This is a genomic window from Rhodopila sp. (genome assembly GCF_035548095.1).
Classification (GTDB): Bacteria; Pseudomonadota; Alphaproteobacteria; order Acetobacterales; family Acetobacteraceae; genus Rhodopila.
This window is the reverse complement of sequence record NZ_DASZUV010000007.1, coordinates 46,455-67,372: the sequence shown is the minus strand read 5'-3', so window position 1 is coordinate 67,372 and position 20,918 is coordinate 46,455. Positions and strand designations below refer to the sequence as shown.

The following is a 20,918-nucleotide window of genomic DNA, read 5'->3' as shown; positions in this document are numbered from 1 at the left end:
TTGTGGGGATGACGTTTGTGGTGTTACCGGTGTCCCGATCCGGGGGGCGGCGCAGGTGCTCCGCCGTCATGGCCGGCGACGGCGGCCATGACGCCCTGCCGCCCTGTCTCCCCGTCTCGGCCGGCGCGCCCCCGTCTCGGCCAGCGCCCATTGCCCAAGGCCATGGGCGGCCGGCCGTCGCGGCCATGGCGAAAAGCCTAAGCCCTGCAAAGCTAAGCCCCGCACAGCGCCATCAGCCCGCGCAGATCCGGCAACGTCTCCAGCCGCCCGATCTCCACGATCAGCCTCGCCGCCTTGTCGGCGCCCAGCACCGGATCGACCAGGGCCGCGAATTTCTGCTCCAGCCGCTTGCCCTGCGCCACGGCGTCCGTCGCCGGCTTGCCGGAGTCATGCTCGGCCGACACCGCGGAGCCGTTGCGCATCCGCAGCGTGATCGCAGAGAATGTATTGGGGATTCCGGTGCGGAAATCGAACGATACCTTGTCGCGCAGCCCCACCAGCTCGGGGTCGGCGGCAACCGCCTCGGAATAGGTCGCCAGCCGGCTGGTATCGACGCCGGCCAGACCCATCGCCGTGGTCAGGCGCAGGGAGAATTTCGCCTCAAGCCCGGTGCGCGGCTGCGGAATGTTGCAGATGCGGTCACAGGCCTCCTCCACCTGCACCTCGATCGCCTCGATTTCCGCGGGCACGATGCCGTGCTGCTCCCGCAATTTCCGCGCGGCCTCGATCGGCGCATGGGTCATGTAGCAGGAGGCATGGTACTTGAAGAGGTTGTTGCAGACGTACCAGCCGTTCGGCGGCGCATCAAAGGCGCGATCCGGATTGAAGTCCGGGCTGTGGGTCCGGGCGAAACCCTGGCCGCATTCCAGGACGTCGGTGCGGCTGGTGAAGCCGCGCGCCGCCAGCTTGGCCGCCATGTAGCCGTGATAGGAGGCCTTGCCGGCATGCAGCGGCTTGCACATCGTGCCGAACATCGACTTCAGCCCCGCCGCCTGGGTGCCCGCGATCCCCAGCGCCGTGGCGAATGTCTCGGCGTCCAGGCCCATCAGATGCGCACACGCCGCGGCGGCGCCGAAGCTGCCGATCGTGGCGGTGGCATGGAAGCCCAGCCCGTCATAGTGACCGGGTGCGACGACCTTGCCGACGCGGCATTGCAGCTCATAGCCGGCGACGAAGGCGGTCAGCACCGCGGCGCCCGAGGCGCCCCGCTCCTCGGCCAGCGCCAGCAAGGCCGGCAGGATGGCGACCGAGGGATGACCCGGCATCGCCAGGTTCACATCGTCGAAATCCAGCGCGTGCGAGGCCGCGCCATTGACGATCGCGGCCGACGGCGCCGGCAGCTTCCCGGCATGCCCGATCACCGTCGCCCGCTCCGCGCCGCCCTGCTCCCGCATCTCGGCCAGCAGGATGTCCACCAGCGCGTCCGACGCGCCGGCAATGGTGCAGCCGATCGCATCCAGCACGCATTGCCGCGCCCAGAGACGTGCCTCGGCGGAAATGTCCTCGAAACGCAACGTCCGTGCCTGCTCCGCCAGCGCGCGCGTCAGGCCCTTGCCGGCCTGGATCTCGCCGGCCTGGATGTCGTTGATCGCGTTCATGACCGTCCCTCCTGCTTCACCGGCCCTTATACACCGGCTTGCGCTTTTCGTTGAAGGCGCGGATGCCTTCGTGCCGGTCCTCGGTCGGGACCATCCGGTTATAGGCCTCGATCTCGAACATCATGCCGGTCGGCAGGTCGCAGTTCAGCCCCATGTTCACGGACTGCTTGATCTGCCGGGTGGAGATCGGCGCGTTGCCGGCGATGACCGCCGCCGTCTCCATCGCTTCCGCCAGCAGCGAGTCCGGCGGGCAGACGCGGTTGACCATGCCCCAGTCAAACGCCTGCTGTACGGTGAATGGCCGACCCGTCAGCAAAATCTCCTTCGCCCGCCTGGCACCGACGGCACGCGGCAGATTCTGGGTGCCGCCGGCGCCGGGCATGATGCCCAGGGTCACCTCGGTCAAGGCGAAGCGCGCCGTTTCCGAGGCGTAAATGAAATCGCAGCACAGCGCGATCTCCATGCCGCCGGCATAGGCGGCGCCGTTGACGGCGGCGATCACCGGCACCGGGCAGCCGATGATGGCGCGCACCATCCTCTCAAAGATCAGGTGCTGGTCCTGCCACTGCTCATCGGTCATGCCGTTGCGCTGCTTCAGGTCGCCGCCGGCACAGAAGGCCTTGGCGCCGGCGCCGGTGACGACGATGCAGCGCTGCCTGTTCGGCGCGGCGCAGAACCCGTCAAAGGCGGCCAGCAGGTCCAGCCCCATCTGGGTGTTCATCGCGTTGGCCACCTCCGGCCGGTTCAGGGTCACCAGCACGGTGTGTTCCTGCGGCTGGGTGACGGTGATCGTTTCGTAGCTCATTGTTCCAGTGCCTGCATGATGAAACGGATGAATGTGTCGATCGCGGTCGGATCCTCCCACCGCAGCACCGCGACGATCTCCTGGGTCGGTGCGACCCAGGTCAGGTTGCCGCCCGCGCCCACGGCGAAGAAGCTGTCCTCCGGCGCATGGGGATAGCGGCCATGGCCGGTGTTCAGCCACCACAGCAGTCCATACACCTTGTTCAGGGCGCAGGGCGTCAGCGACTCCCCGATCCAGCGCTCCGGCAGGATGCGCCTGCCGGCCCACTCTCCGCGCCGCTGCATCAGCAACCCGATGCGCGCCTGGTCCTCGGCGTGGATCAGCATCCCGCCGCCCCAATGCGTGCCGCCCGAGACGCTTTCGATCATGCGCCCGTCGACCGCGACCATCGAGGTGCTGTAGCCATGCCAGGACCAGTCCGACGACGCACCGATCGGCCGCATGATGCGTTCGGCGAAAACCTCGGGCAGCGGGCGGCGGAAGCGGCGCAGCAACGCCAGGCTGAGGCGGTTGACGCGGACGTCATTGTATTCCCAGTAGGTGCCGGGCGGGTGCAGCGGCCGTGGCTCACCCTTTCGGCCCTGCCCTTCCACCGCCAGGTTGCGGCCGCGATCGATGACGTCCGACTTGCCGAACAGCGTGCCTTCCCATTCCGAGGTGTTCTGCAGCAACTGGCGCCAGGTGATCGGGCGGTTCTGCGCGCTGTCGAAGCCGCCATCGTCGACGCTGTCGCGCACCGGCGCATCCAGGTCGGGGATCAGCCCGTCCATCACGGCGATGCCGGCCAGCAGGCTCAGATAGCTCTTGGCCTGGGAGAAGGTGAAATCGACCTGGTCGGTCTCGCCCCAGGCGGCAATCTTGTAGCCGCGCCGCAGCACCAGCCCGTTGGCCGGGCCGCGCGGACGGATCGGTCCCAGGACCTCGTTGTGCGGCGGCTTGTCGAAATAGCCGCTTTCCAGGTGCAGGCGCAGGTCGATGGGCCAGGCGATCTCATTCTCGGCGGCGAAGCGGGCAGCCTCCTCCAGCCACATCCAGTTCATGCCGGCTTCGTCGGCCATGGCCTCGGGCCAGGGGGTGCCGTGCGGCGGCGGTACGATCGCGGGCAATTGCATAAGGACGCTCTTTCCTTTCCCGTCCGCGGGGACAGCGGCCGAAGCTGGATAGAACGGGCCCGTCACGCTGCATAGCCCGCGGCCATGTCGGCATCCGCGGGGCGGGGACGGAATTGATGAAGCGTATCAGCGCGGCGGCAGAAAGAGGCCGGTCACGGTGATGCCCGGCGGGTCCAGGTGCAAGGTGCCGTCGTTGATGATGCGGGTCAGGATGGTGGTCTCGGGCGGGGTCCGGGCATGGTGGATGATGGCGCCATCGCCCGGACGCACGATCACGTAATGGCGCAAGCTCGGCAAACGAAAGTAGTCGATCAATTTGCCTCGCATGTCTCGCCCCCGGGTGGAAGGGGAAAGGACCTCCACGATCACCACAGGATCCGATAGCCGTACCGTATCCGGCGGCACGCGCGGGCCGCAGCGGATCACCACGTCCGGCTCGTAGACTGTCGCATCGTCCACGACGACGGCCATGCCGTCCGGATACACGTCGCAGTCGCGCCCGGCCGCCTCGACCGTCTCGGCCAGCCGGCGCCAGACATGCGCCTTGGTCAGCGCGTGGCCACTGCATTCCGGCGCCATCGCGATGACTTCGCCGTCGCACAGCTCGAAATGCTGGCCCTCCGGCTGCTCCTGCGCCCAGGCCAGGAATGCATCGGCGGTCATGCGGCGAGAGGCGGTGTCCGACATGCTCGATCCTGCGCCACGCCCCAGATTTGCGCACCCACCCGCGGCACTGCAAGCACCGCCGGCCCAATGGCGGCCGATCAGCCCGCCGGGTTCCTGTGTCCGATCAAGACGGGCCTGTTCCTCCGTCCCGACCTGCCATCGCAATGCCGGCGCGCAGCCGCCGTCAAGGCTGGCCAGAGGCCACCGGCGCAGCCGGCTCGGCCTTGACGGCGGCGAGCACGACGGCGCCCTGGACGCAGGCCAGGCCGGACAAACCGTCTGTTACCCCGGCAAGGCGATCCGCCGCCCCGCCCCTTTCGGCAACGCCTTCGGCGCGTACTCCGCGACCGCCCGCCGCAACGCCTCGAACCGGTCCGGGGGGAACGGCGCGACCCGGCGGACCCGCATGTCGATGTGCAACGCCATCAGCTCCTGCACCGCCGAGCGCTCGCCGCTGCCGACATGGAACATCTCGTGGAAATAGTGCAGCCGCTTGGCATCCGACCCCAGCAGCCAGCATTTCACCAGCAGCCTGTCGCCCAGATGCACCTCGCGCTCATACAGCGTGTGCGTCTCGGCGGTGAAGCAGGAGAAACCGGTCTCCTCCCGATACGCATCGCCGATGTCCAGCGCCTTGTACAAGGCGTCCGTCGCATGGTCGAAGATCACCACATAATAAGCCAGGTTCAGGTGCCCGTTGGAGTCGATCCACTCCGGCCGGACGACCGATTCGATTTCGATGACGGGTCTGCTCATGATCGGCGGCACCTTGTTGCGGTGGCGCCTGTCGGTCAAGTTGTCGGGATGACAACGATAACGCTCCGGCAGGAGGAAACGGACGGCCTGCCTCCCGCCGCGCGCCGCTCGGCCATGCTCACCATCACCATCGCGATCGCCGTTTCAGTGCTGGCGAGCATCATCGCCAACATCGCCCTGCCGTCGATGACGCATGAACTGCGGGTGACGCCGGCGGACTCGATCTGGGTGGTGAACGCTTACCAGCTGGCGGTGGTCGTGTCGCTGCTGCCGCTGTCGGCGCTGGGCGATATCGCCGGCTACAAGCGGGTTTACATGGGCGGCCTGGCACTGTTCACCGTGGCCTCGCTGGCCTGCGGCTTCGCGGAATCGCTGTCCGCGCTGATCACCGCCCGCGTGCTGCAAGGCCTCGGCTCCGCCGGCATCATGAGCGTGAATACCGCGCTGGTGCGCTTCATCGTGCCGCGCGACCAGCTGGGCCGCGGGGTGGCGAGCGTGGCGCTGGTGGTAGCGACCTCCTCGGCGGCGGGACCCACCATCGCGGCGGCGATCCTGTCGCTCGCCTCCTGGCACTGGCTGTTCCTCTTCAACGTGCCGTTCGGGGTGCTGGCCTTCTGGCTGGCGGTGCGGGCGCTGCCGATGACGCCGCTATCCGGCCACCGCTTCGACTGGACCAGCGCCGTCCTGAACGCGGCGGCCTTCGGGCTGTTGCTGATCGGGCTGGACGGCATCGGCCATCACGACCGGCCAACGCTGCTGGCGACGGAGCTCGTCCTGGGTGCCATCGCGGCGGTGCTGCTGGTGCGGCGGCAGGGACGCCTGCCGGCGCCGATGCTGCCGGTGGATCTGTTCCGGTCGGCGCTGTTCTCACTGTCGGTGGTCACCAGCATCTGCTCCTATGCGGCGCAGACCATGATGTATCTGGCGATGCCGTTCTACTTCGCCGTCGCCGGCGGCATGTCGCAGACCCATATCGGCCTGCTGATCACACCGTGGCCGGCCGTGGTGATGATCATCGCCCCGATCGCCGGACGCCTGTCCGATCGTCATCCGGCCGGATTGCTGGGCGGCATCGGGCTCGCGGTGCTGTGCGCCGGGCTGCTGAGCATGCTGTCCCTGCCGCCCGATCCGCCGGTCCTGGACGTGGTCTGGCGGATGCTGCTGTCCGGCGCCGGGTTCGGCTTCTTCCAGTCGCCGAACAACCGAGCGCTGATCGCCGGCGCACCTCGGTCGCGCAGCGGGGCGGCGTCGGGCGTCATTTCAACCGCGCGCCTGACCGGCCAGACGCTGGGCGGAGTCGTGGTGGCGATCATCTTCGACGTGCTGGCCGGCGACGTGGCCGCCAGCGCCCATACCGCGCTGATGGCCGGCGCCGCCTTCGCCGGCATCGCCTGCGTGGTCAGCTTCCTGCGGCTGACGGCACCGAAACCGCTGTAGGAATGAACCGCCGCAGGGGCGACCCTCTGGAGGGACGGCCGCCGCTACGCCGCCTCGGCCAGCTGGCGCGGCCGATAGATGGCGATATGCAACGCCTGGATGACCGGCCTGGTCTCATTGGCAACCACCATGCAGTCCATCTCGACCCATTTATGGCCTTTGTGCTCATAGTTCCTCGTCACCTTCGCGCGCACCGTCAGCGAGTCGCCGATGCGCGCCAGGCCCAGGTTGCGGACGGTGCTGCCCATGTGAATCCAGGCCGGAAGCACCACGTTCTGCGTCAGCACCCAGTTGCAGCAGCGCAGAATGGAGCCGGGATGCACCAGCCCCTCCCGCGCGTATAGCGGATCCGTCTCCCGCGTGTCCGCGAGGTTCTGCGCCTGCCATTCCGGCGTCACGGGGATCGGCGCCATGCCCAGCCATTCGCCCACCGGGATCGTCTGCTCATTCGCGTCGGAGCGTTCGGCGCGCGGCGCCACCGCCTTGTAGTCCGCCAGGGCGGGAGCCGGCGGCAGGTTGGACGGCAGCGCGGCGCGGCCCGTGGCGCACAGCACGCCCAGGCTGTGCACCGACAGAGCCATGCCGTCCGCGTCCTCGACACCGGTGACCTCGGCGATTTCGCCGTCATAGACCGGCTTGCCGAAGCGGGCCTCGCCGGTGCCGCGTTCCAGCCATTCCCGGCCCCAGCGGCGCACCGGCAGGTGCGCCATATAGGCATAGATGTTCACCCCGCCGACGAAGCCGCCCTTGAAGCCGAAGCGTTGCGCAGTGGCATCGTCGTGGATCTTGTTCTCGGACGCGGTGGCGCTGTTGTAGGCGGAGACCTGGTAGGGAGCGAGGGACATCGGACGTTTCCTGTCTGGTAATGATGGCGGGGTCAGTTCAGCGCCCACAGCCCGACTTCGTATCCCGGAACGAAATTGCGGTTGTTCATGTCGGGATTGCGGTTGACGAAGGTCCGGTTGAACATCGGATGGCGCATGCTGCGGGTTTCGTGCTCGATCCGGAACAGCGGCTTGTTGGTGTCGACGTCGACGATGTCCAGGAAGCGGTACTGGTGCTGGTCGCTTTCCTCGGTGATCAGCCCGCGCTCCCGCAGCTTCCGATGCGGGCCCGAAAAATCGGCCAGGGTGATCTGAATGTGGTGACCGTCATATTCGGGCAGCGGCGCCGTCGTTTCGCGGAACGTCACCTTCGATTCGGCGGAGCAGCTGGCCCAGGCATACGGTCCGCGCTCATCCGTCGCGACGCCGGCAATGCCGCCCAGGATGTCGGTGTAGAAGCGGGCGATGGCGGCGAGGTCGGTGCCGGCGGGCACGTCGAGCTCGACATACGGCATGCCAATCCGCATCGGCCCGAATTTCGCCGGATCGGGCGCATGGACGCGGATGCGGTTGCCCCAGGGGCAGGTTGTCTCGACGACGTCGCCGGCTTCCCGGAAGCTGAACCGCGTCCCCTCCAGATAGGTGCGCGCGCCGTCCAGCCGGCGCAGCAGCGCTTCCAGATCAGGGACGACGAGGGCGGTGGTGCCGCGCAGCACATCCGTGCCGCGGGTCGGCAGATGGAACTGCCCGCGCCCGACATTCACCCACATATTGTCGAGGCCGGCCATCAGGTACGGGTCGCGCGTCAGGCCCAGGCCCATGATGTAGAAGGCGACCGCCTTGCTCTGGTCAGGCACGCGGACGTTGACGTGGCCCAGCTCGACGATATTGCCCAGGTCTTCCTGCGTGCGGTCGAACGCCGGTGTCGCAGTCGAACGTGCGTGCGCCGGTGTCGCAACGGTGGAATCATTCATCTGGCACGGTCCCCCAAACTCGCGGCTTTCAAGGCAGGCCCGCATCCTAGTCCTGGCTCCGTGGCTGGTCCATCCTGAGCCGGCGTGCTTGAATCCCGCCGATACCGGTCAATCCCAATACGGATCAATCAAGGAAACGTCGTGCGGTCTTCGGTCCAGCCGGTCGGGGCATCCGCTCCGCCGTGACAGTCGCTGTCTCTCGCGGCGGTCTGCGTGCCCTGCTGTCATGCGATGCGTTCGTGCGGCTTTGGGCGATCGGCGGTTGCGTCAACACGATGCGCTGGTTCGAAACCCTGGCGGCCGCGCTGTTCACCTTCGATATGACCGGTTCCGGGCTGGATGTCGCCATCGTCTCCGCCGCACGCACCATGCCGATGTTCCTGCTGGGCGCGTTTTCCGGCGTGGTGACCGAGGCTCTGGATCGCAAGCGGGTCTTGCTGGCGGGCCAGATCATCACCTGCCTCGCCTCCGCTTCCATCGCCGCTCTCGCCTGGCTCCACCTCGCCCGGCCCTGGCACGTCGCGGTGGCGGCGTTCGCCGCCGGCATCGTCTGGTCGACCGAGATGGCGACCCGCCGGCGCATGGTGGGCGAGTCGGTCGAGGGCCCGCTGGTGTCGCGCGGGCTGGCGCTGGACACGATGTCGAACTCCTTCACCCGGCTGCTGGGGCCGGTCTTCGCCGGCACGATCTATCAGGGCCTGGGGCTGGGCGGCTGCTTCACCGCCTCGGCCAGCGTCTACGCGCTGGCGGCGATCCTGGCGATCGGCGTGCGCTACCACCAGACCCCGCGGCCGCTGGTGCTGGGCCATGTGCCGCGCGACCTCGCCGAGGGGGTTCGCTATGTCCGCCGCGACGTGGTGATCGGCGGCGTGCTGATGGTCACGATCGTGATGAACCTGCTGGGCTTCCCCTACTCGGCGCTGATCGCGCCGATCGGGCGGGACGTGTTCGACGTGTCGCCGACACTGGTCGGCGTGCTGGCCGCGGCGGAATCCTTCGGCGGGTTCCTGGGCGGCGCCTGGCTGACCAGCCGGGAGCCGCGGATCAACGGCCGCATCCTGATGGTGGGCGGATCGGCGATCTACATGGCCTGCGTCTTCGGCATGCCGCTGGCCCCCAGCTTCTGGGTGGCGTGCCTGCTGCTGACGGCGGGCGGGTTCGGATCGGCCGCCTTCGCCAACATGCAGACTTCGCTGATCGTGCTGCACACGCCGGCCACCATCCGGTCCCGCCTCATGGGGTTGCTGACGGTGTGCATCGGGATGGGTCCGCTGGGCATCCTGCTGGTGGGGACGATCGCGGATTTCTCGGGTCCGCTGCACGCGATCACGCTCACCGCCGGGATCGGCTTCACACTGGTGGTGCTGTGCGGGCTGGTGTGGCGGCGGCGGGAACGGCGGGCGGGACGCGAAAGCATGACAGGGTCGGGTTGACCCTGCCCTGGGCGGCCTGTCCGCCTCGGCCGGACGCGGTTCAGCCGGCGCGGGTCCTGCGCATCGTGGACGATAGCCAGCGCAACGGCGTCGTCAGCCTCCAGGAACGGGAGTCTCGCAAGGCGCCGACGTCCGCTTCCAGCGCGTGCACGGCCGCGGCAAGCCGTTCCACGGTGTCGAGAAGGGTGTCGCGTTCCGCCCGAAGGGCTCGAAACCGGTCCGACATCACGGCTTCCTCGTCCCTGCTCCGTCGCAACAACGTATCGCGCCTCCGACGATGGGCTTCCTCGTCATGAGCCACCGGCTCCGCCACGACCCGGAGATGCGCATGGAATTCGTGTTCGAAAGCCGTGATTTCGATGATGTCCAGCGGCAGCAAGTCCAGATGAATGCAGTCGGCGACGAGCATCTCAAAGGAAGATGGTGTCATTACGGAACAATGCACATCGAGGTAGCCTTCCCCCAGGCTCTCGGTCCAGGTCAGGAAATCGGCATAGGTCTGCTTCAGTTTCGCCTGGCCGACGACATTGTCGGGTGACCATGCGGACGGGAAACTGGCTCGCCGCTCACCGCCCTCCACATAGTCCGCGATATAGGCGAATTGATGGAATATCTGCGCCGGCGTGGGCCGCTCACGCTTGTCGAGATAGGCCAGGAGCCAGTCCGTGAGCGTCGTCAGCGGACGGAAATGATCGAAGCACATCCGGTGATCGGGAATCGCCATCGAGATGACACCGCCCGATTTCAGGACCCGCGAACACGCCTGCAGAAATCGGACCGGATTGGGCAGATGCTCGAAATTATGCGAAGATATGACGTAATCGAAACTGCCAAGCGGGTATTTGTCGCGGACCACCTGTTCGAGCTCGGTCGACGACCCGACAAGATCGACGTCCTCGATGTCGGTGAGGGGCGCCGTGATGTGCGGATCAGCGGCGGCTCTCTCACGCAAGGTCCGCGTGTCGAATACATCCATCGAAAGACAGTTGAAGCCGTCGCGTTTGGGGGCGATCGGGTTGAACCAGGGTCCGATCTCGATACCGGCCTGCTGTTTTGTGATGTATTGCCGCAGCAACGTCGCCCGATCCACGGATCGCCTGCCCCCGTTCCTATGTGACAACATGTCGCAGACCATAAGGTGGCGCGGAAGTCAAAAGATTGCCCGCGGCAGGGCGGCGGCGTCCCGAGAGGCCTGGCTTCGCGCCGCCGCACATGATCCTCAGGGGCATGATCGACAGGGGCATGATCCACAGGGGTGACCCGGCGATCGGGAGCATGTCATCGAACCGGGGCTGGTTGCGGACATCCAAATTCGGACTATATCCGGATCTGCACGGAGGTATCCGATGCCGCGCACAGATCCGCACCCGGCCTCAGAACCCGCACCCGGCCCGCAGCGGCTGGACACAAGCCGGTTTGAGCCGGCCAATCGGCGGCGCCTCAGCGCACCTGCCCTGCGGACCTTCCTGGCGATTGCCGATCTGTGGAACCTGACGGAGGAGCAGCGGCGGCTGATCCTCGGCTACCCGTCACGCTCGACCTATCACCACTGGTGCCGCCAGGCCCGCGCGCATGAAAGCATCACCCTGGATTCCGACGTCCTGACGCGCATGTCCGCGGTGCTGGGCATCCACCAGGCCCTCGGCATCCTGTTCCCGGATGAGCGCGCCGGGATCGCCTGGCTGCGCGGCCCGCATAATGCATTGGTGTTCGGCGGCCAGGCGCCGATCGACGTGATGACCAGCGGCTCGCAAGACTCCCTGCTCACCGTCCGCCGTTTTCTCGATGGCGCTCGGGGCGGTCTGTATATGCCGCCCAATGCCGTCGACCGGGACGCCCGCCCCTATGAGGACGCGGATATCGTCTTCCAGTGACCACCGCGCCGGCGCCGCGCCCGTCCCACCGCCTGATCCCGTCGCGCTTTCCGCCGATCGGCCTGTTCGACACGGTCGCCACCGCCGCCGATCTGGAGGCGGTGATGGAACTGGTCGGCTGGACCAATGACCGGCTGGTGACGGAGCGCATCGCACGGCTGCCACGCGCCGATTGGGTCTATGGCGTGCCCAATGCCAGCATCGTGATGGCGTCCTTCCTGCACGTGTCACCAGGGGGCATGCGGTTCAACGGTCCCGAGCTTGGCGCGTGGTACGCGTCGGCCGACATACGCACCGCGGCGGCGGAGGTCGGTCATCACCTGCGGCGCGAAGCCCTCGCACGCGGCGTGGACAGCATGCGCCGGACCTATCGCACCTATGTCGCGACACTGCTGGGCGACTATCTCGATCTGCGCGGCGGCCAGGGGGACCATCCCGACATCTACGCGCCCGATCGCCACGATGCCTCGCAACGTTTCGGCGAGGGCCTGCGGGCCGCGGGCGGCGCCGGTATCCTCTACGATAGTCTGCGGCATCGCGGCGGCGTGAATGTCGTGGCCTACCGCGCGCGTCACGTGACGGAGGTGATGCAGACCGACCACTACGAAATCGCCGTCAGCGCCGCCGTCCACCGGATCACGGTGCGCCGGATCACGGGCAGCGGATGAACACCTGGCAAATGCCGGACGGGCCTCCGCCACCAGCGGACCCGGCGGAGGGAGTCGGGGGAAACGCGGTGGCTGGCCTTCGGACGAACCAACGAACCAGGTACAGCGGTCCAAGACCGTCTTTTCGTCTTCGATTGGCCGTCTTCGGTCGGCGCACGGCACGCATCTCGGGCTTGCGGCACCGGACCGGAGAGGCCGCCACCATTCCGCGGATCGCTTCAGTTTTGCCGCCTGACGAACAGCGATCACTGGCATACTCTGGTGAGATTTCAGATATTGCAGTTAGTTTGTCCCGGCTTATATTGGAGATGAAAAGGGCCTGCTCATGACGACCCATATCCTCCGATTCGTCGAACTCTCAGAGGCGGACCGGCACGACACCAAGCCTATCGGGCGGCTTGAAAATGGTGATCTGGTTGAGGTCCGCGTGCGCCGGGCATCGGGCGAGGACCGTGTCATCCGGCTACCGCCGAAGGCGGCCGACCTGGTCGAGGTGGCGCTGGGCCACCTGCTCCAGGGGGAACGTGTCGCTGTCTTTGCAGAGGATCAGGAGATCAGCCCCAATGATGCGGCGGAAATCCTTGGCATTTCGCGCCCGCTGGTCGTTCACCGAATGGTCACCGGCGATCTTCCGTTTCGCTATGTCGGCAAGCACCGACGTGCCAGGCTGAAGGATGTTCTTGCACTCAAGGTTAAGATCGACAAGCAGCAGGAAGCGCTCGACGCATTGGCCGAGAACACCGAGGCGCTGATGCGCGACTATGGCCTCTAATCCGCCCATAGCGGTTTATGATGCCTGCGTCCTGTACCCCTTCCATCTGCGCAACCTGCTCGTCCAATGTGCGGTGGACCGTCTCGTCGACGCGCATTGGACGGACGCAATCCACGACGAATGGATTCGCAATCTTTCGGTTAACAATCCGGCGCTTCCGGTTCGCCAACTCAATGCGGCGCGCGACCTAATGAACGCGGCTGTGCCGGGTGCGCTCATCAAGGTGAATACCGCGGCTCCATCGATAGATCTGCCCGATCCGAACGATCAGCATGTGCTTGCCGCGGCGGTCACGGTCGGCGCGTCTGCCATCGTGACCTGGAACTTGAAAGACTTCCCCGCAGAGTCGCTGCGGGACCTGGGTCCCGTGGCGCAGACCCCGGATCGTTTTCTTACCGCGCTGCACGACGCCAACCCGGACATACTCGTCGCCGTCGTCGCTCGCGCACGCCGTAACTTGCGGCGCTCGCAGGTCCCGCCCGCGGATTTCCTCGAAGCGCTGCGGCGACAGAATCTTACCGAATTGGTGTCAAGACTCGAGGAACGCCGCGAGGATCTGTAGCCGCAAACCTGTGGCACAAGCACCCAATGGCCTAATTTAGCGGTTTCGGCCGCATGGCCACTTCGCCTCAGACGATTTTTGCAGAACTCTGCCGACAGTGCCGCCGGCGATTGGCAGTCTTCGGTCGGCGCATAGGCTGGATGTAGGCGGATCCGATGGCGGTGAACAGCCGACATATCCGGCCATGAGAGCCCGCATCGCCGTACTGGCAGAGGACCAGGCACTCGGTCCGGGCGTAGTCCGAGCATGGCTGGGGGACCTGGATTCGAACCAAGGATGCCCGGGTCAGAGCCGGGAGTTTTACCGCTAAACTATCCCCCAGTCGGGTGCGGGCGGCGGCTTTAGCATGCCGTCCCGGACCCTGCAACGCCCTCCGATACCCGGTCCGTCACAATCCGCCGGCGCGGCTCCGGACCCTCTCTGGGAATCCGCCGAACCTGGCCACCCGATCAGCCTCGGATGGCGGAGCCGAACCGGGCCGGCCCCGCCGCGTGCCTCAACCGTGGCCGAGTGCCGCCAGCTCGGCCTCGGACACGCCCCAGGCGGCCAGCGCCTCCGCCGGCGTCACCGCGCCGGGCGCGCGCGGCGTGTCCAGCGTCGTGGTACCGAAGCGGGGTGCCGGGGCGGGCTGGCGCACGCCATCCACCTCGATGAACGCGCCGCGCGCCTGGTTGTGCGGATGCGCGTGCGCCTCCTGCATCGACAGCACCGGGGCGAAGCATACGTCGGTACCCTCCAGCCGGCTGCACCAGTCGTCGCGCGTGCGGGTGCGGAAGATCGCCGCAAGCTTCTCCTTCCACGCCGGCCAGCCGGCCCTGTCGTGCTGCGCTGGCATTCCCGCCGGATCGATCTCCAGCCGCTGCAGCAGTTCGGCATGGAATTTCGCCTCGATGCTGGCGATGGAGATCAACCCGCCATCGGAGCATTCATACACTTCGTAGAAATAGGCGCCGGAATCCAGGTAGTTGGTGCCGCGCGGGCCGCCCATGCGGCCGGCCTCGGCCATCGCGTAGATCGGCGTCATCAGCGACAGCGCGCCGTCGACCATTGCCGCGTCCACCACCTGGCCTACGCCGGTGGAGCGGGCGGCGATGATCGCCGCCAGCAGCCCGGTCACCAGGTACAGCGCGCCACCGCCGTAATCGCCCACCAGGTTCAGCGGCGGCGTCGGCTTCTGGCCTTCCCGCCCGATCGCGTGCAGGGCGCCGGTCAACGCGATGTAGTTCATGTCGTGCCCGGCGGCGTGTGCCAGCGGTCCCTGCTGCCCCCAGCCGGTGACGCGGCCATAGGCCAGCCTTGGGTTGCGCCTCAGGCACACATCCGGACCCAGGCCAAGCCGTTCCATCACGCCGGGCCGGAAGCCTTCCAACAGCGCGTCGCTGCCGTCGATCAGCTTCAGCGCGAATTCCACCGCCGCGGGGTTCTTCAGATCCAGCCCGATCGTCGCGCGGCTGCGCCGGGTGAAGTCGTAGCGTTGCGGCACCGGCACACCCAGGCCGGACTCGGCGACGCGGTCGATGCGCAGCACCGTCGCGCCCATGTCCGCCAGCAGCATCGATGCCATCGGCGCCGGGCCGATCCCGGCGAATTCGATGATCCTTACGCCCGCCAAGGGTCCCATGGTGAACTCCTCCCCGTCTCATCGCCTGGCGATCCTGCCGCCCGGCCTCTCTGGTCGGTCAGCCGCCGAGGTACCATCGCACGCCGGCAGGCCGCGGCATCCATCCGGCCCAATGGTCGGGCCCGATGGTCGGGCCCAATGGTCAGGCCCGCTGGATCAGCTCGATCTTGTAGCCGTCCGGATCTTCCACGAAGGAAATGATCGTGGTGCCGAATTTCACCGGCCCCGGTTCCCGCGTCACCTTCGCGCCCAGGCCGCGCAGCTTCTCGGTCGTCGCGGCGACGTCGGGCACGCCGATCGCCAGGTGGCCGAAGGCGGAGCCCATCTCGTACTTGTCGACGCCGTAGTTGTAGGTCAGCTCGATGACCGCGTTGCTGTCCTCGTCGCCGTAGCCGACGAAGGCCAGCGTGTATTTGCCCTCCGGCACGTCGCGCCGGCGCAGCTCCTTCATGCCGAAGCCCTTGGTATAGAAATCGACGCTGCGCTGCAGATCGCCGACGCGCAGCATGGTATGTAAAAACCGGCTCATGGAACGGTCCTCTCCGTCATCATCGCACTGATATCGGCGCCGGGATCGAAACCATACAGGAACAGGCCGGCCGTATCGGCTTCGGCCACCAGCGCCTCCCGCTCCGCCAGAATGGTGGAGCCAGCCTCGAACGCAAGCCCCCTCAGCCCGGCGCGCGCCGCCTGGCGGATCGTATCCGGCCCGATGGTCGGCAGATCGGCCCTGCGTTCCTGCCCCGGCTTGGCCAGCTTCACCAGCACGCCGCCCGGCCCGTCCCGCCGCAGCGTGCCGCAGCGGGCCAGCATGGCGTCGGTGCCCTCGATCGCCTCCACCGCCAGCACCAGCCCCTGCTGGACGACGCAGCCCTGCCCCACATCCGCCTCGCCCAGCAGCCGCGCGACCGTCACGCCGCGTGCGATGTCGGCCAGCGCCTGGGCGTCCGGAGCCACGCGGCTCATCACCCCCGCCGGTGCCAGCAGGGCGCGCAGCACGTCATGCGCGCCGATGACGTGGAACCCTTCCTCTCCCAGCAGCCGGATCACCGCCGCCAGCAAGCCGTCATCCCCCTTGAAGGCCGCGACGCCCAGCCGCGCCAGAATCCGAGCGCCCTCGGCATCGGGGCGCAGGTGCAGCAGCGAGGGACGCCTGACCGGGCCGATCATGACCAGGTCCCGGCAGCCATGCGCGCGCAGCTCCGCCAGGATTCGCCCCGCCGCGCCGATCCGGATCATCTTGTGCGGAAACGGCGCCAGCTCGGCGGGGTCGGCGAACCCCTCCAGCCCCACCAGGAACACCGGGCGCCCCGACGCGCGCGCCGCCGCCGCCACTTTCCCGGGCAGCGCACCGCCACCGGCGAGGATGCCCAACGTCGTGCCCTCTCCGCCCTGGGCCGCCAGTCCGGCGGCCGCATGGCCGGCCATCGCCAATTCGCCGCGGTCTCGTCGCAAACGCCGTCCTCATCCTTGCTCAGCGGCGCCGTGCATAAACCGAATCAGGCCGCCGCACGATTCCCGTTGGCCGCTCCCGTTGGCCGCCGCCTTGCCGGTCCGTCCGCAAGACGGGCCGCGGGCTCGCCAGACCGGCGGCCGGTCACCGCCGGCGGGACCGGGCCGCGGGTCGTGCTGCGTGTGCGAAGGTTGCGTCCTGGCGCTGGCCGCCATAATTTTGCCGCACCCGCCGGACCGACCGGTGGAAAAGCCTTCTTACCAAGGACATAGGGCCATGAGCGGCAAACGCAGCGTGACCGTCACCCTCGACGGGTCGAACAAATCAACCTCCCTGCCGCTGATGTCGGGCACCCTGGGACCGGATGTGTTCGATATCCGGAAGATCTACAATGACCTGGGCGTCTTCACCTTCGATCCGGGCTACGGTTCCACCGCCTCCTGCGACAGCAGGATCACCTTCATCGATGGCGATGAGGGCATCCTGCTGTATCGCGGCTATCCCATCGAACAGCTGGCGGAGCAGTCGAACTTCCTGGAAGTCTGCTACCTGCTGCTGAACGGCGAGCTGCCGAACGCCGCCGAAGCGAAGGAGTTCGAGCTGGGGGTGATGCGCCACACCATGCTGCATGAGCAGCTGCGCACCTTCTACAACGGCTTCCGCCGCGACGCGCACCCGATGGCGGTGATGTGCGGCGTGGTCGGCGCGCTGTCGGCCTTCTATCACGACAGCCTGGATGTGCACGACCCGGAAAGCCGCCGCATCAGCGCCTTCCGCCTGATCGCCAAGGTGCCGACGATCGCCGCCTGGGCGCATAAATACGCGGTCGGGCAGCCCTTCATCTATCCGCGCAACGACCTCAGCTACGCGGAGAACTTCCTGCACATGTTCCATGCCGTGCCGGCCGAGGACTACAAGATGAACCCGGTCCTGGCGAAGGCGATGGACCTGATCATGATCCTGCACGCGGATCATGAGCAGAATGCGTCGACCAGCACGGTCCGCCTGGCCGGATCCACCGGCGCCAACCCGTTCGCCTGTATCGCCGCCGGCATCGCCAGCCTGTGGGGCCCGTCGCATGGCGGCGCCAATGAGGCGGTGTTGAAGATGCTGGCCGATATCGGCCACGTGAAGAACGTTCCCGCATTCCTTGAGGACGTGAAGGACCGCAACAACCACGCCAAGCTGATGGGCTTCGGCCATCGCGTGTACAAGAACTACGATCCGCGCGCGAAGATCATCCAGAAAGCATGCCATGACGTGCTGAATGAGCTGGGGATCAAGGACGATCCGCTGCTCGACCTGGCGATGGAGCTGGAGAAGATCGCCCTGAACGACAAATACTTCGTCGATCGCAAGCTGTACCCGAACGTCGACTTCTATTCCGGCATCATCCTGAAGGCGATGGGCTTCCCGACCAGCATGTTCACCGCGCTGTTCGCCGTGTCGCGCACGGTGGGCTGGGTCAGCCAGTGGAAGGAGATGATGGAGGATCCGCAGCAGCGGATCGGGCGTCCGCGGCAGATCTATATCGGCGCGCCCCGCCGCGACTATGTGCCGGCTTCCAAGCGGGGCTGACACAGCGGCACAGACCGTTAATACCACAGGTTGTAGCGGCTGGCCCTGCGGGGCCAGCCGTTTTTTTGCGTGAATGGCCGCGCGAGAGATGGCACGCCGCATCAATTTCACAGAGTGAAATTGAACGCGTGCCTTCCCGCCGCCCCGGCAGCGCTGTCAGCGGGATGAGGCAAAGGATGAGGCAAGGCCCCTACGCCACTGGTTCAGCGATGAGTTCCCAACTGCCCCTCATCGCTCGAAGCCCTTCCGGCCACGCCGCCGCCTCGGACATACAAGGCGGTTCACACGGCCGCAACGCCGTGACTCGACGTATTGCAAAGCATTTCGGAATTTCCGCGTTTTAACGAGGCGGCCAGTTTTGGTAACACCCGTATAGGTTGTATTTTTCCACTGGCCATTTTTCCCACCGGCCATTTTGGATCAGGCATTATGCGCGGACGCACGGCTCTCGATCTATTGGTGAAACACCGCCTCAAGGAATGGGGGCAAAGGCCACCCGGGGTGAAACCCGCCTGCCGGAAGGAGGCATGGCTGCGCGGGCGGCCATCCGACGATGAAGGCCGGATCGGCAACCCGTTCCTGAAAATCCCCGGCAGCACCCGGCTGCGCACCTTGCCGGACGGACTCTGGCTCAATTTCGGCGGCACCTATATGGAGCCGTTCGTGGATATCCTGGCGGTCGAGGCCTGCTCGACCATCCAGAACCTGCTGGACAAGCGGTCCCGCTTCGCCCCCAGCACGCATTCCCTGCTATGCGTCTGCCCCACCGACTGGCTGCTGGCCCCGGTGGCGCGGGACGATTCCACGCCGCGCTGGAAGACGGCGGGGGTGATCCTGCACGAACCCTATCTGGACATCAGCATGCCGGTGCGGGAAATGCGCGTGCTGTACGGGCTCAAGAGCGACCATTACCGTGGCTTCGCCCGCCATCAACTGCCGCACGCGCATGAATTCTTCGTGCCGATGGAAGCGCTGACGCAGGAAAACAGCAGCCAGAACCCGGCGTTGCGCGCACTGATCAGCCGCGCGTCGGTGTCGTCGAATTTCCTGCAGCAGCCGTGACGGCGGCCAGGATGTCGGGATCGTCGGTGATGATGCCGTCCACCCCCCAGCCGATCAGGCGGCGCATGTCGGCCGGTGCGTTGACCGTCCATGGCAGCACCGCCAGGCCCAGCGCATGCGCCTCGCGCAGCGCGGCCCGGGTCAGTTGGGCAAAGGCCGGCGCCCAGGCGCAGCCCGCCGGGCCGGCGGCGGCCACGCAGGCGGGGACCGATCCGCCGTGATCGGCCGGGTCGATGCCGGCCCACCACGGATCGGCCGGCGCGTCGGGCCGGGTCAGATAGGCCAGACCGATGTCCGGACGGACGCGCCGCACATACGCCTGTATCCGCCAGTCGAAGGATTCCACCACCACACGTGCCGCGGCGTCCGCGCGGTCGATCTGCGTCAGCACCGCATCGGCCAGGAGGTCGGGCGGCGCGGTGAGGTCGGGGCGGGTGGGATCGGTCTTGATCTCGATGATCCATTCCGCCGCGGGCAACGCCGCCAGCACGGCGGCCAGGTCCGGCACGCGCGCCCCGTCGTGCGGCCGCTGCCGCGGAAACAGCCCGGCGGCGCGCGAGCCGGGGCGCAGCCGGCCGACATCGAACCCCGCCAGCTCCGCCGCGGTCAGCGCATGGATCGCCGGCCCCGGACCAGGCAGCCAGGCTCCGGCGGCATCGCGCGTGAGGTCGGGGTTCAGCACCGGATCGTGCGCGACGACGGCCACGCCATCCCGTGTCAGGCCGACATCCAGCTCGAACGCGCGCACGCCCAGCGCCCAGGCACCTTGGAACCCCTCCAGCGTGTTCTCCGGGAACAGGCCCCGCGCGCCGCGATGACCGATGATGCGAAACCCGCCCGCCATGCGCTACCTCCTCCCGCACGCCGCATGAGACGGAAGCGGAGCCGACCGGCCTCCGGCTGATGCAGCTTTCCGAGTGGCTTGATATAACGCGGCCTTCTTTCACGCGGGACAAGGCGTGGGCCGTGGATGCGTTCCGGGCGCGCGCCGTCACCGTCGGAAACCAAGGATCGACCGCGGCCGGACGGCCCTGACGGAGCACAGCGCATGAGCACGACAATCCCGGGCCCGGACGGGCATCCGCGCTGCCGGTGGTGCGGATCGGTGGCCGACTTCTTCCCCTATCACGACACCGAATGGGGTTTTCCGGTCGCCGACGACCGCCGCCTGTTCGAGAAACTGTCCCTGGAAGGCTTTCAGTCCGGCTTGAGCTGGCGGACCATCCTGGCAAAGCGGGAGAATTTCAGGGCGGCCTTTGCCAGTTTCGACTTCGATCGGGTCGCCGGCTTCACCGACGCCGATATCGAGCGGCTGCTGCGGGATACCGGCATCGTCCGCCACCGCGGCAAGATCGCCGCAGTGATCAACAATGCCCGGCGGGCGCGGGAGCTGGTGAAGCAGGAAGGCTCGATCGCCGCCTATGTCTGGCGCTTCGAGCCGAAGCCCGAGGACCTTGCCGCACCGCAGACCGTTTCGACCTCGGCCGCGTCGATCGCGATGTCGAAGGACTTGAAGAAGCGCGGCTGGGCCTTCGTCGGCCCGACCACCGTGCACGCGTTCATGCAGGCGATGGGGCTGATCAATGACCATGCCGAGGACTGCGTGATCCGCGACCGGGTGGCCCAGGCCCGCGCCGCGTTCCGGCCGCCTTGCTAGCAACGCGATCGCCTGAAGCCGACGGTGAGAAGGCGTAAATCGCGTCCTTGAATCAAAGAATTGATA

At 67.2% G+C, this 20,918-nt stretch carries 21 protein-coding genes and 1 tRNA gene; 9 read left to right on the top strand and 13 right to left on the bottom strand.

Annotated elements, in window-relative coordinates; all coding sequences use genetic code 11:
• Positions 1 to 212 precede the first annotated feature (212 nt).
• The 5 genes from VHC04_RS07810 to VHC04_RS07790 form a co-directional block, all read right to left on the bottom strand.
• Positions 213 to 1,598, bottom strand: a complete 1,386-nt coding sequence (locus VHC04_RS07810; RefSeq protein ID WP_325679758.1) for an MmgE/PrpD family protein — start codon at positions 1,596 to 1,598, stop codon at positions 213 to 215.
• A gap of 16 nt (positions 1,599 to 1,614) precedes the next feature.
• Complete coding sequence (locus VHC04_RS07805) at positions 1,615 to 2,403, bottom strand: enoyl-CoA hydratase/isomerase family protein (RefSeq protein WP_325679757.1); 789 nt, start codon at positions 2,401 to 2,403, stop codon at positions 1,615 to 1,617.
• Positions 2,400 to 3,515, bottom strand: a complete 1,116-nt coding sequence (locus VHC04_RS07800; protein WP_325679755.1) for a serine hydrolase domain-containing protein — start codon at positions 3,513 to 3,515, stop codon at positions 2,400 to 2,402. Before VHC04_RS07800 ends, VHC04_RS07805 begins: the two co-directional genes overlap by 4 nt.
• A 126-nt stretch (positions 3,516 to 3,641) precedes the next feature.
• Positions 3,642 to 4,202 (bottom strand): Uma2 family endonuclease, encoded by a 561-nt coding sequence (locus VHC04_RS07795; RefSeq protein ID WP_325679753.1) that lies wholly within the window; start codon positions 4,200 to 4,202, stop codon positions 3,642 to 3,644.
• Between the two features lie 261 nt (positions 4,203 to 4,463).
• The gene (locus VHC04_RS07790) at positions 4,464 to 4,937 is read right to left on the bottom strand and encodes a thioesterase family protein (RefSeq protein WP_325679751.1); all 474 of its coding nucleotides are present in this window, start codon (positions 4,935 to 4,937) and stop codon (positions 4,464 to 4,466) included.
• A gap of 48 nt (positions 4,938 to 4,985) precedes the next feature.
• Between VHC04_RS07790 and VHC04_RS07785 the strand changes: the two genes are divergently transcribed.
• Positions 4,986 to 6,374 carry an MFS transporter gene (locus tag VHC04_RS07785; RefSeq protein WP_325679749.1) on the top strand — a complete coding sequence of 463 codons (1,389 nt, stop codon included), beginning with the start codon at positions 4,986 to 4,988 and terminating at the stop codon, positions 6,372 to 6,374.
• A 44-nt stretch (positions 6,375 to 6,418) separates the two neighbouring features.
• Here VHC04_RS07785 and VHC04_RS07780 read toward each other — a convergent pair whose 3' ends face one another.
• Both VHC04_RS07780 and VHC04_RS07775 read right to left on the bottom strand, forming a co-directional pair.
• On the bottom strand, positions 6,419 to 7,219 hold the full coding sequence (locus tag VHC04_RS07780) for a hypothetical protein (protein WP_325679747.1): 801 nt from the start codon (positions 7,217 to 7,219) through the stop codon (positions 6,419 to 6,421).
• 32 nt (positions 7,220 to 7,251) lie between these two features.
• Positions 7,252 to 8,172 (bottom strand): VOC family protein, encoded by a 921-nt coding sequence (locus tag VHC04_RS07775; RefSeq protein ID WP_325679745.1) that lies wholly within the window; start codon positions 8,170 to 8,172, stop codon positions 7,252 to 7,254.
• 182 nt (positions 8,173 to 8,354) lie between these two features.
• Here VHC04_RS07775 and VHC04_RS07770 point away from each other — a divergent pair, with 182 nt between their 5' ends.
• Positions 8,355 to 9,605, top strand: a complete 1,251-nt coding sequence (locus VHC04_RS07770; RefSeq protein WP_325679743.1) for an MFS transporter — start codon at positions 8,355 to 8,357, stop codon at positions 9,603 to 9,605.
• A gap of 40 nt (positions 9,606 to 9,645) precedes the next feature.
• Here VHC04_RS07770 and VHC04_RS07765 read toward each other — a convergent pair whose 3' ends face one another.
• Positions 9,646 to 10,695, bottom strand: coding sequence for a methyltransferase domain-containing protein (locus VHC04_RS07765; protein ID WP_325679741.1), 1,050 nt, complete (start codon positions 10,693 to 10,695; stop codon positions 9,646 to 9,648).
• A gap of 256 nt (positions 10,696 to 10,951) precedes the next feature.
• Between VHC04_RS07765 and VHC04_RS07760 the strand changes: the two genes are divergently transcribed.
• From VHC04_RS07760 to VHC04_RS07745, 4 genes are all read left to right on the top strand, one after another.
• Positions 10,952 to 11,479, top strand: a complete 528-nt coding sequence (locus VHC04_RS07760; protein ID WP_325679739.1) for an MbcA/ParS/Xre antitoxin family protein — start codon at positions 10,952 to 10,954, stop codon at positions 11,477 to 11,479.
• Complete coding sequence (locus tag VHC04_RS07755; protein WP_325679737.1) at positions 11,476 to 12,147, top strand: RES family NAD+ phosphorylase; 672 nt, start codon at positions 11,476 to 11,478, stop codon at positions 12,145 to 12,147. The genes VHC04_RS07760 and VHC04_RS07755 overlap by 4 nt, the downstream gene beginning before the upstream one ends.
• Positions 12,148 to 12,472: 325 nt before the next feature.
• A complete protein-coding gene (locus VHC04_RS07750) occupies positions 12,473 to 12,919 on the top strand; it encodes a helix-turn-helix domain-containing protein (protein ID WP_325679736.1) in 447 nt (148 codons plus the stop codon).
• The gene (locus VHC04_RS07745; RefSeq protein WP_325679734.1) at positions 12,909 to 13,481 is read left to right on the top strand and encodes a PIN domain-containing protein; all 573 of its coding nucleotides are present in this window, start codon (positions 12,909 to 12,911) and stop codon (positions 13,479 to 13,481) included. The genes VHC04_RS07750 and VHC04_RS07745 overlap by 11 nt, the downstream gene beginning before the upstream one ends.
• A gap of 247 nt (positions 13,482 to 13,728) precedes the next feature.
• Here the strand turns inward: VHC04_RS07745 and VHC04_RS07740 are convergent.
• The 4 genes from VHC04_RS07740 to VHC04_RS07725 form a co-directional block, all read right to left on the bottom strand.
• Positions 13,729 to 13,802: transfer RNA gene (locus VHC04_RS07740), tRNA-Gln, on the bottom strand.
• 175 nt (positions 13,803 to 13,977) lie between these two features.
• Positions 13,978 to 15,102 carry a CaiB/BaiF CoA transferase family protein gene (locus VHC04_RS07735; protein WP_325679732.1) on the bottom strand — a complete coding sequence of 375 codons (1,125 nt, stop codon included), beginning with the start codon at positions 15,100 to 15,102 and terminating at the stop codon, positions 13,978 to 13,980.
• A gap of 142 nt (positions 15,103 to 15,244) precedes the next feature.
• Positions 15,245 to 15,631, bottom strand: a complete 387-nt coding sequence (gene gloA / locus VHC04_RS07730; RefSeq protein ID WP_325679731.1) for a lactoylglutathione lyase — start codon at positions 15,629 to 15,631, stop codon at positions 15,245 to 15,247.
• Positions 15,628 to 16,530, bottom strand: coding sequence for an LpxI family protein (locus VHC04_RS07725; RefSeq protein ID WP_325679729.1), 903 nt, complete (start codon positions 16,528 to 16,530; stop codon positions 15,628 to 15,630). The genes gloA and VHC04_RS07725 overlap by 4 nt, the downstream gene beginning before the upstream one ends.
• 301 nt (positions 16,531 to 16,831) lie before the next feature.
• Here VHC04_RS07725 and gltA point away from each other — a divergent pair, with 301 nt between their 5' ends.
• Together gltA and VHC04_RS07715 are read left to right on the top strand one after the other, a co-directional pair.
• Positions 16,832 to 18,133, top strand: a complete 1,302-nt coding sequence (gene gltA / locus VHC04_RS07720) for a citrate synthase (RefSeq protein WP_325679727.1) — start codon at positions 16,832 to 16,834, stop codon at positions 18,131 to 18,133.
• Between the two features lie 501 nt (positions 18,134 to 18,634).
• Entirely contained in the window at positions 18,635 to 19,195 is a 561-nt protein-coding gene (locus VHC04_RS07715; protein WP_325679725.1) for a hypothetical protein, read from the top strand.
• Here the strand turns inward: VHC04_RS07715 and VHC04_RS07710 are convergent.
• Positions 19,152 to 20,039, bottom strand: a complete 888-nt coding sequence (locus tag VHC04_RS07710; protein ID WP_325679723.1) for a glycerophosphodiester phosphodiesterase family protein — start codon at positions 20,037 to 20,039, stop codon at positions 19,152 to 19,154. The two genes, VHC04_RS07715 and VHC04_RS07710, sit on opposite strands and share 44 nt — an antisense overlap.
• 204 nt (positions 20,040 to 20,243) lie before the next feature.
• Between VHC04_RS07710 and VHC04_RS07705 the strand changes: the two genes are divergently transcribed.
• Positions 20,244 to 20,852 carry a DNA-3-methyladenine glycosylase I gene (locus tag VHC04_RS07705; RefSeq protein WP_325679721.1) on the top strand — a complete coding sequence of 203 codons (609 nt, stop codon included), beginning with the start codon at positions 20,244 to 20,246 and terminating at the stop codon, positions 20,850 to 20,852.
• The last annotated feature ends 66 nt before the right edge of the window (positions 20,853 to 20,918 follow it).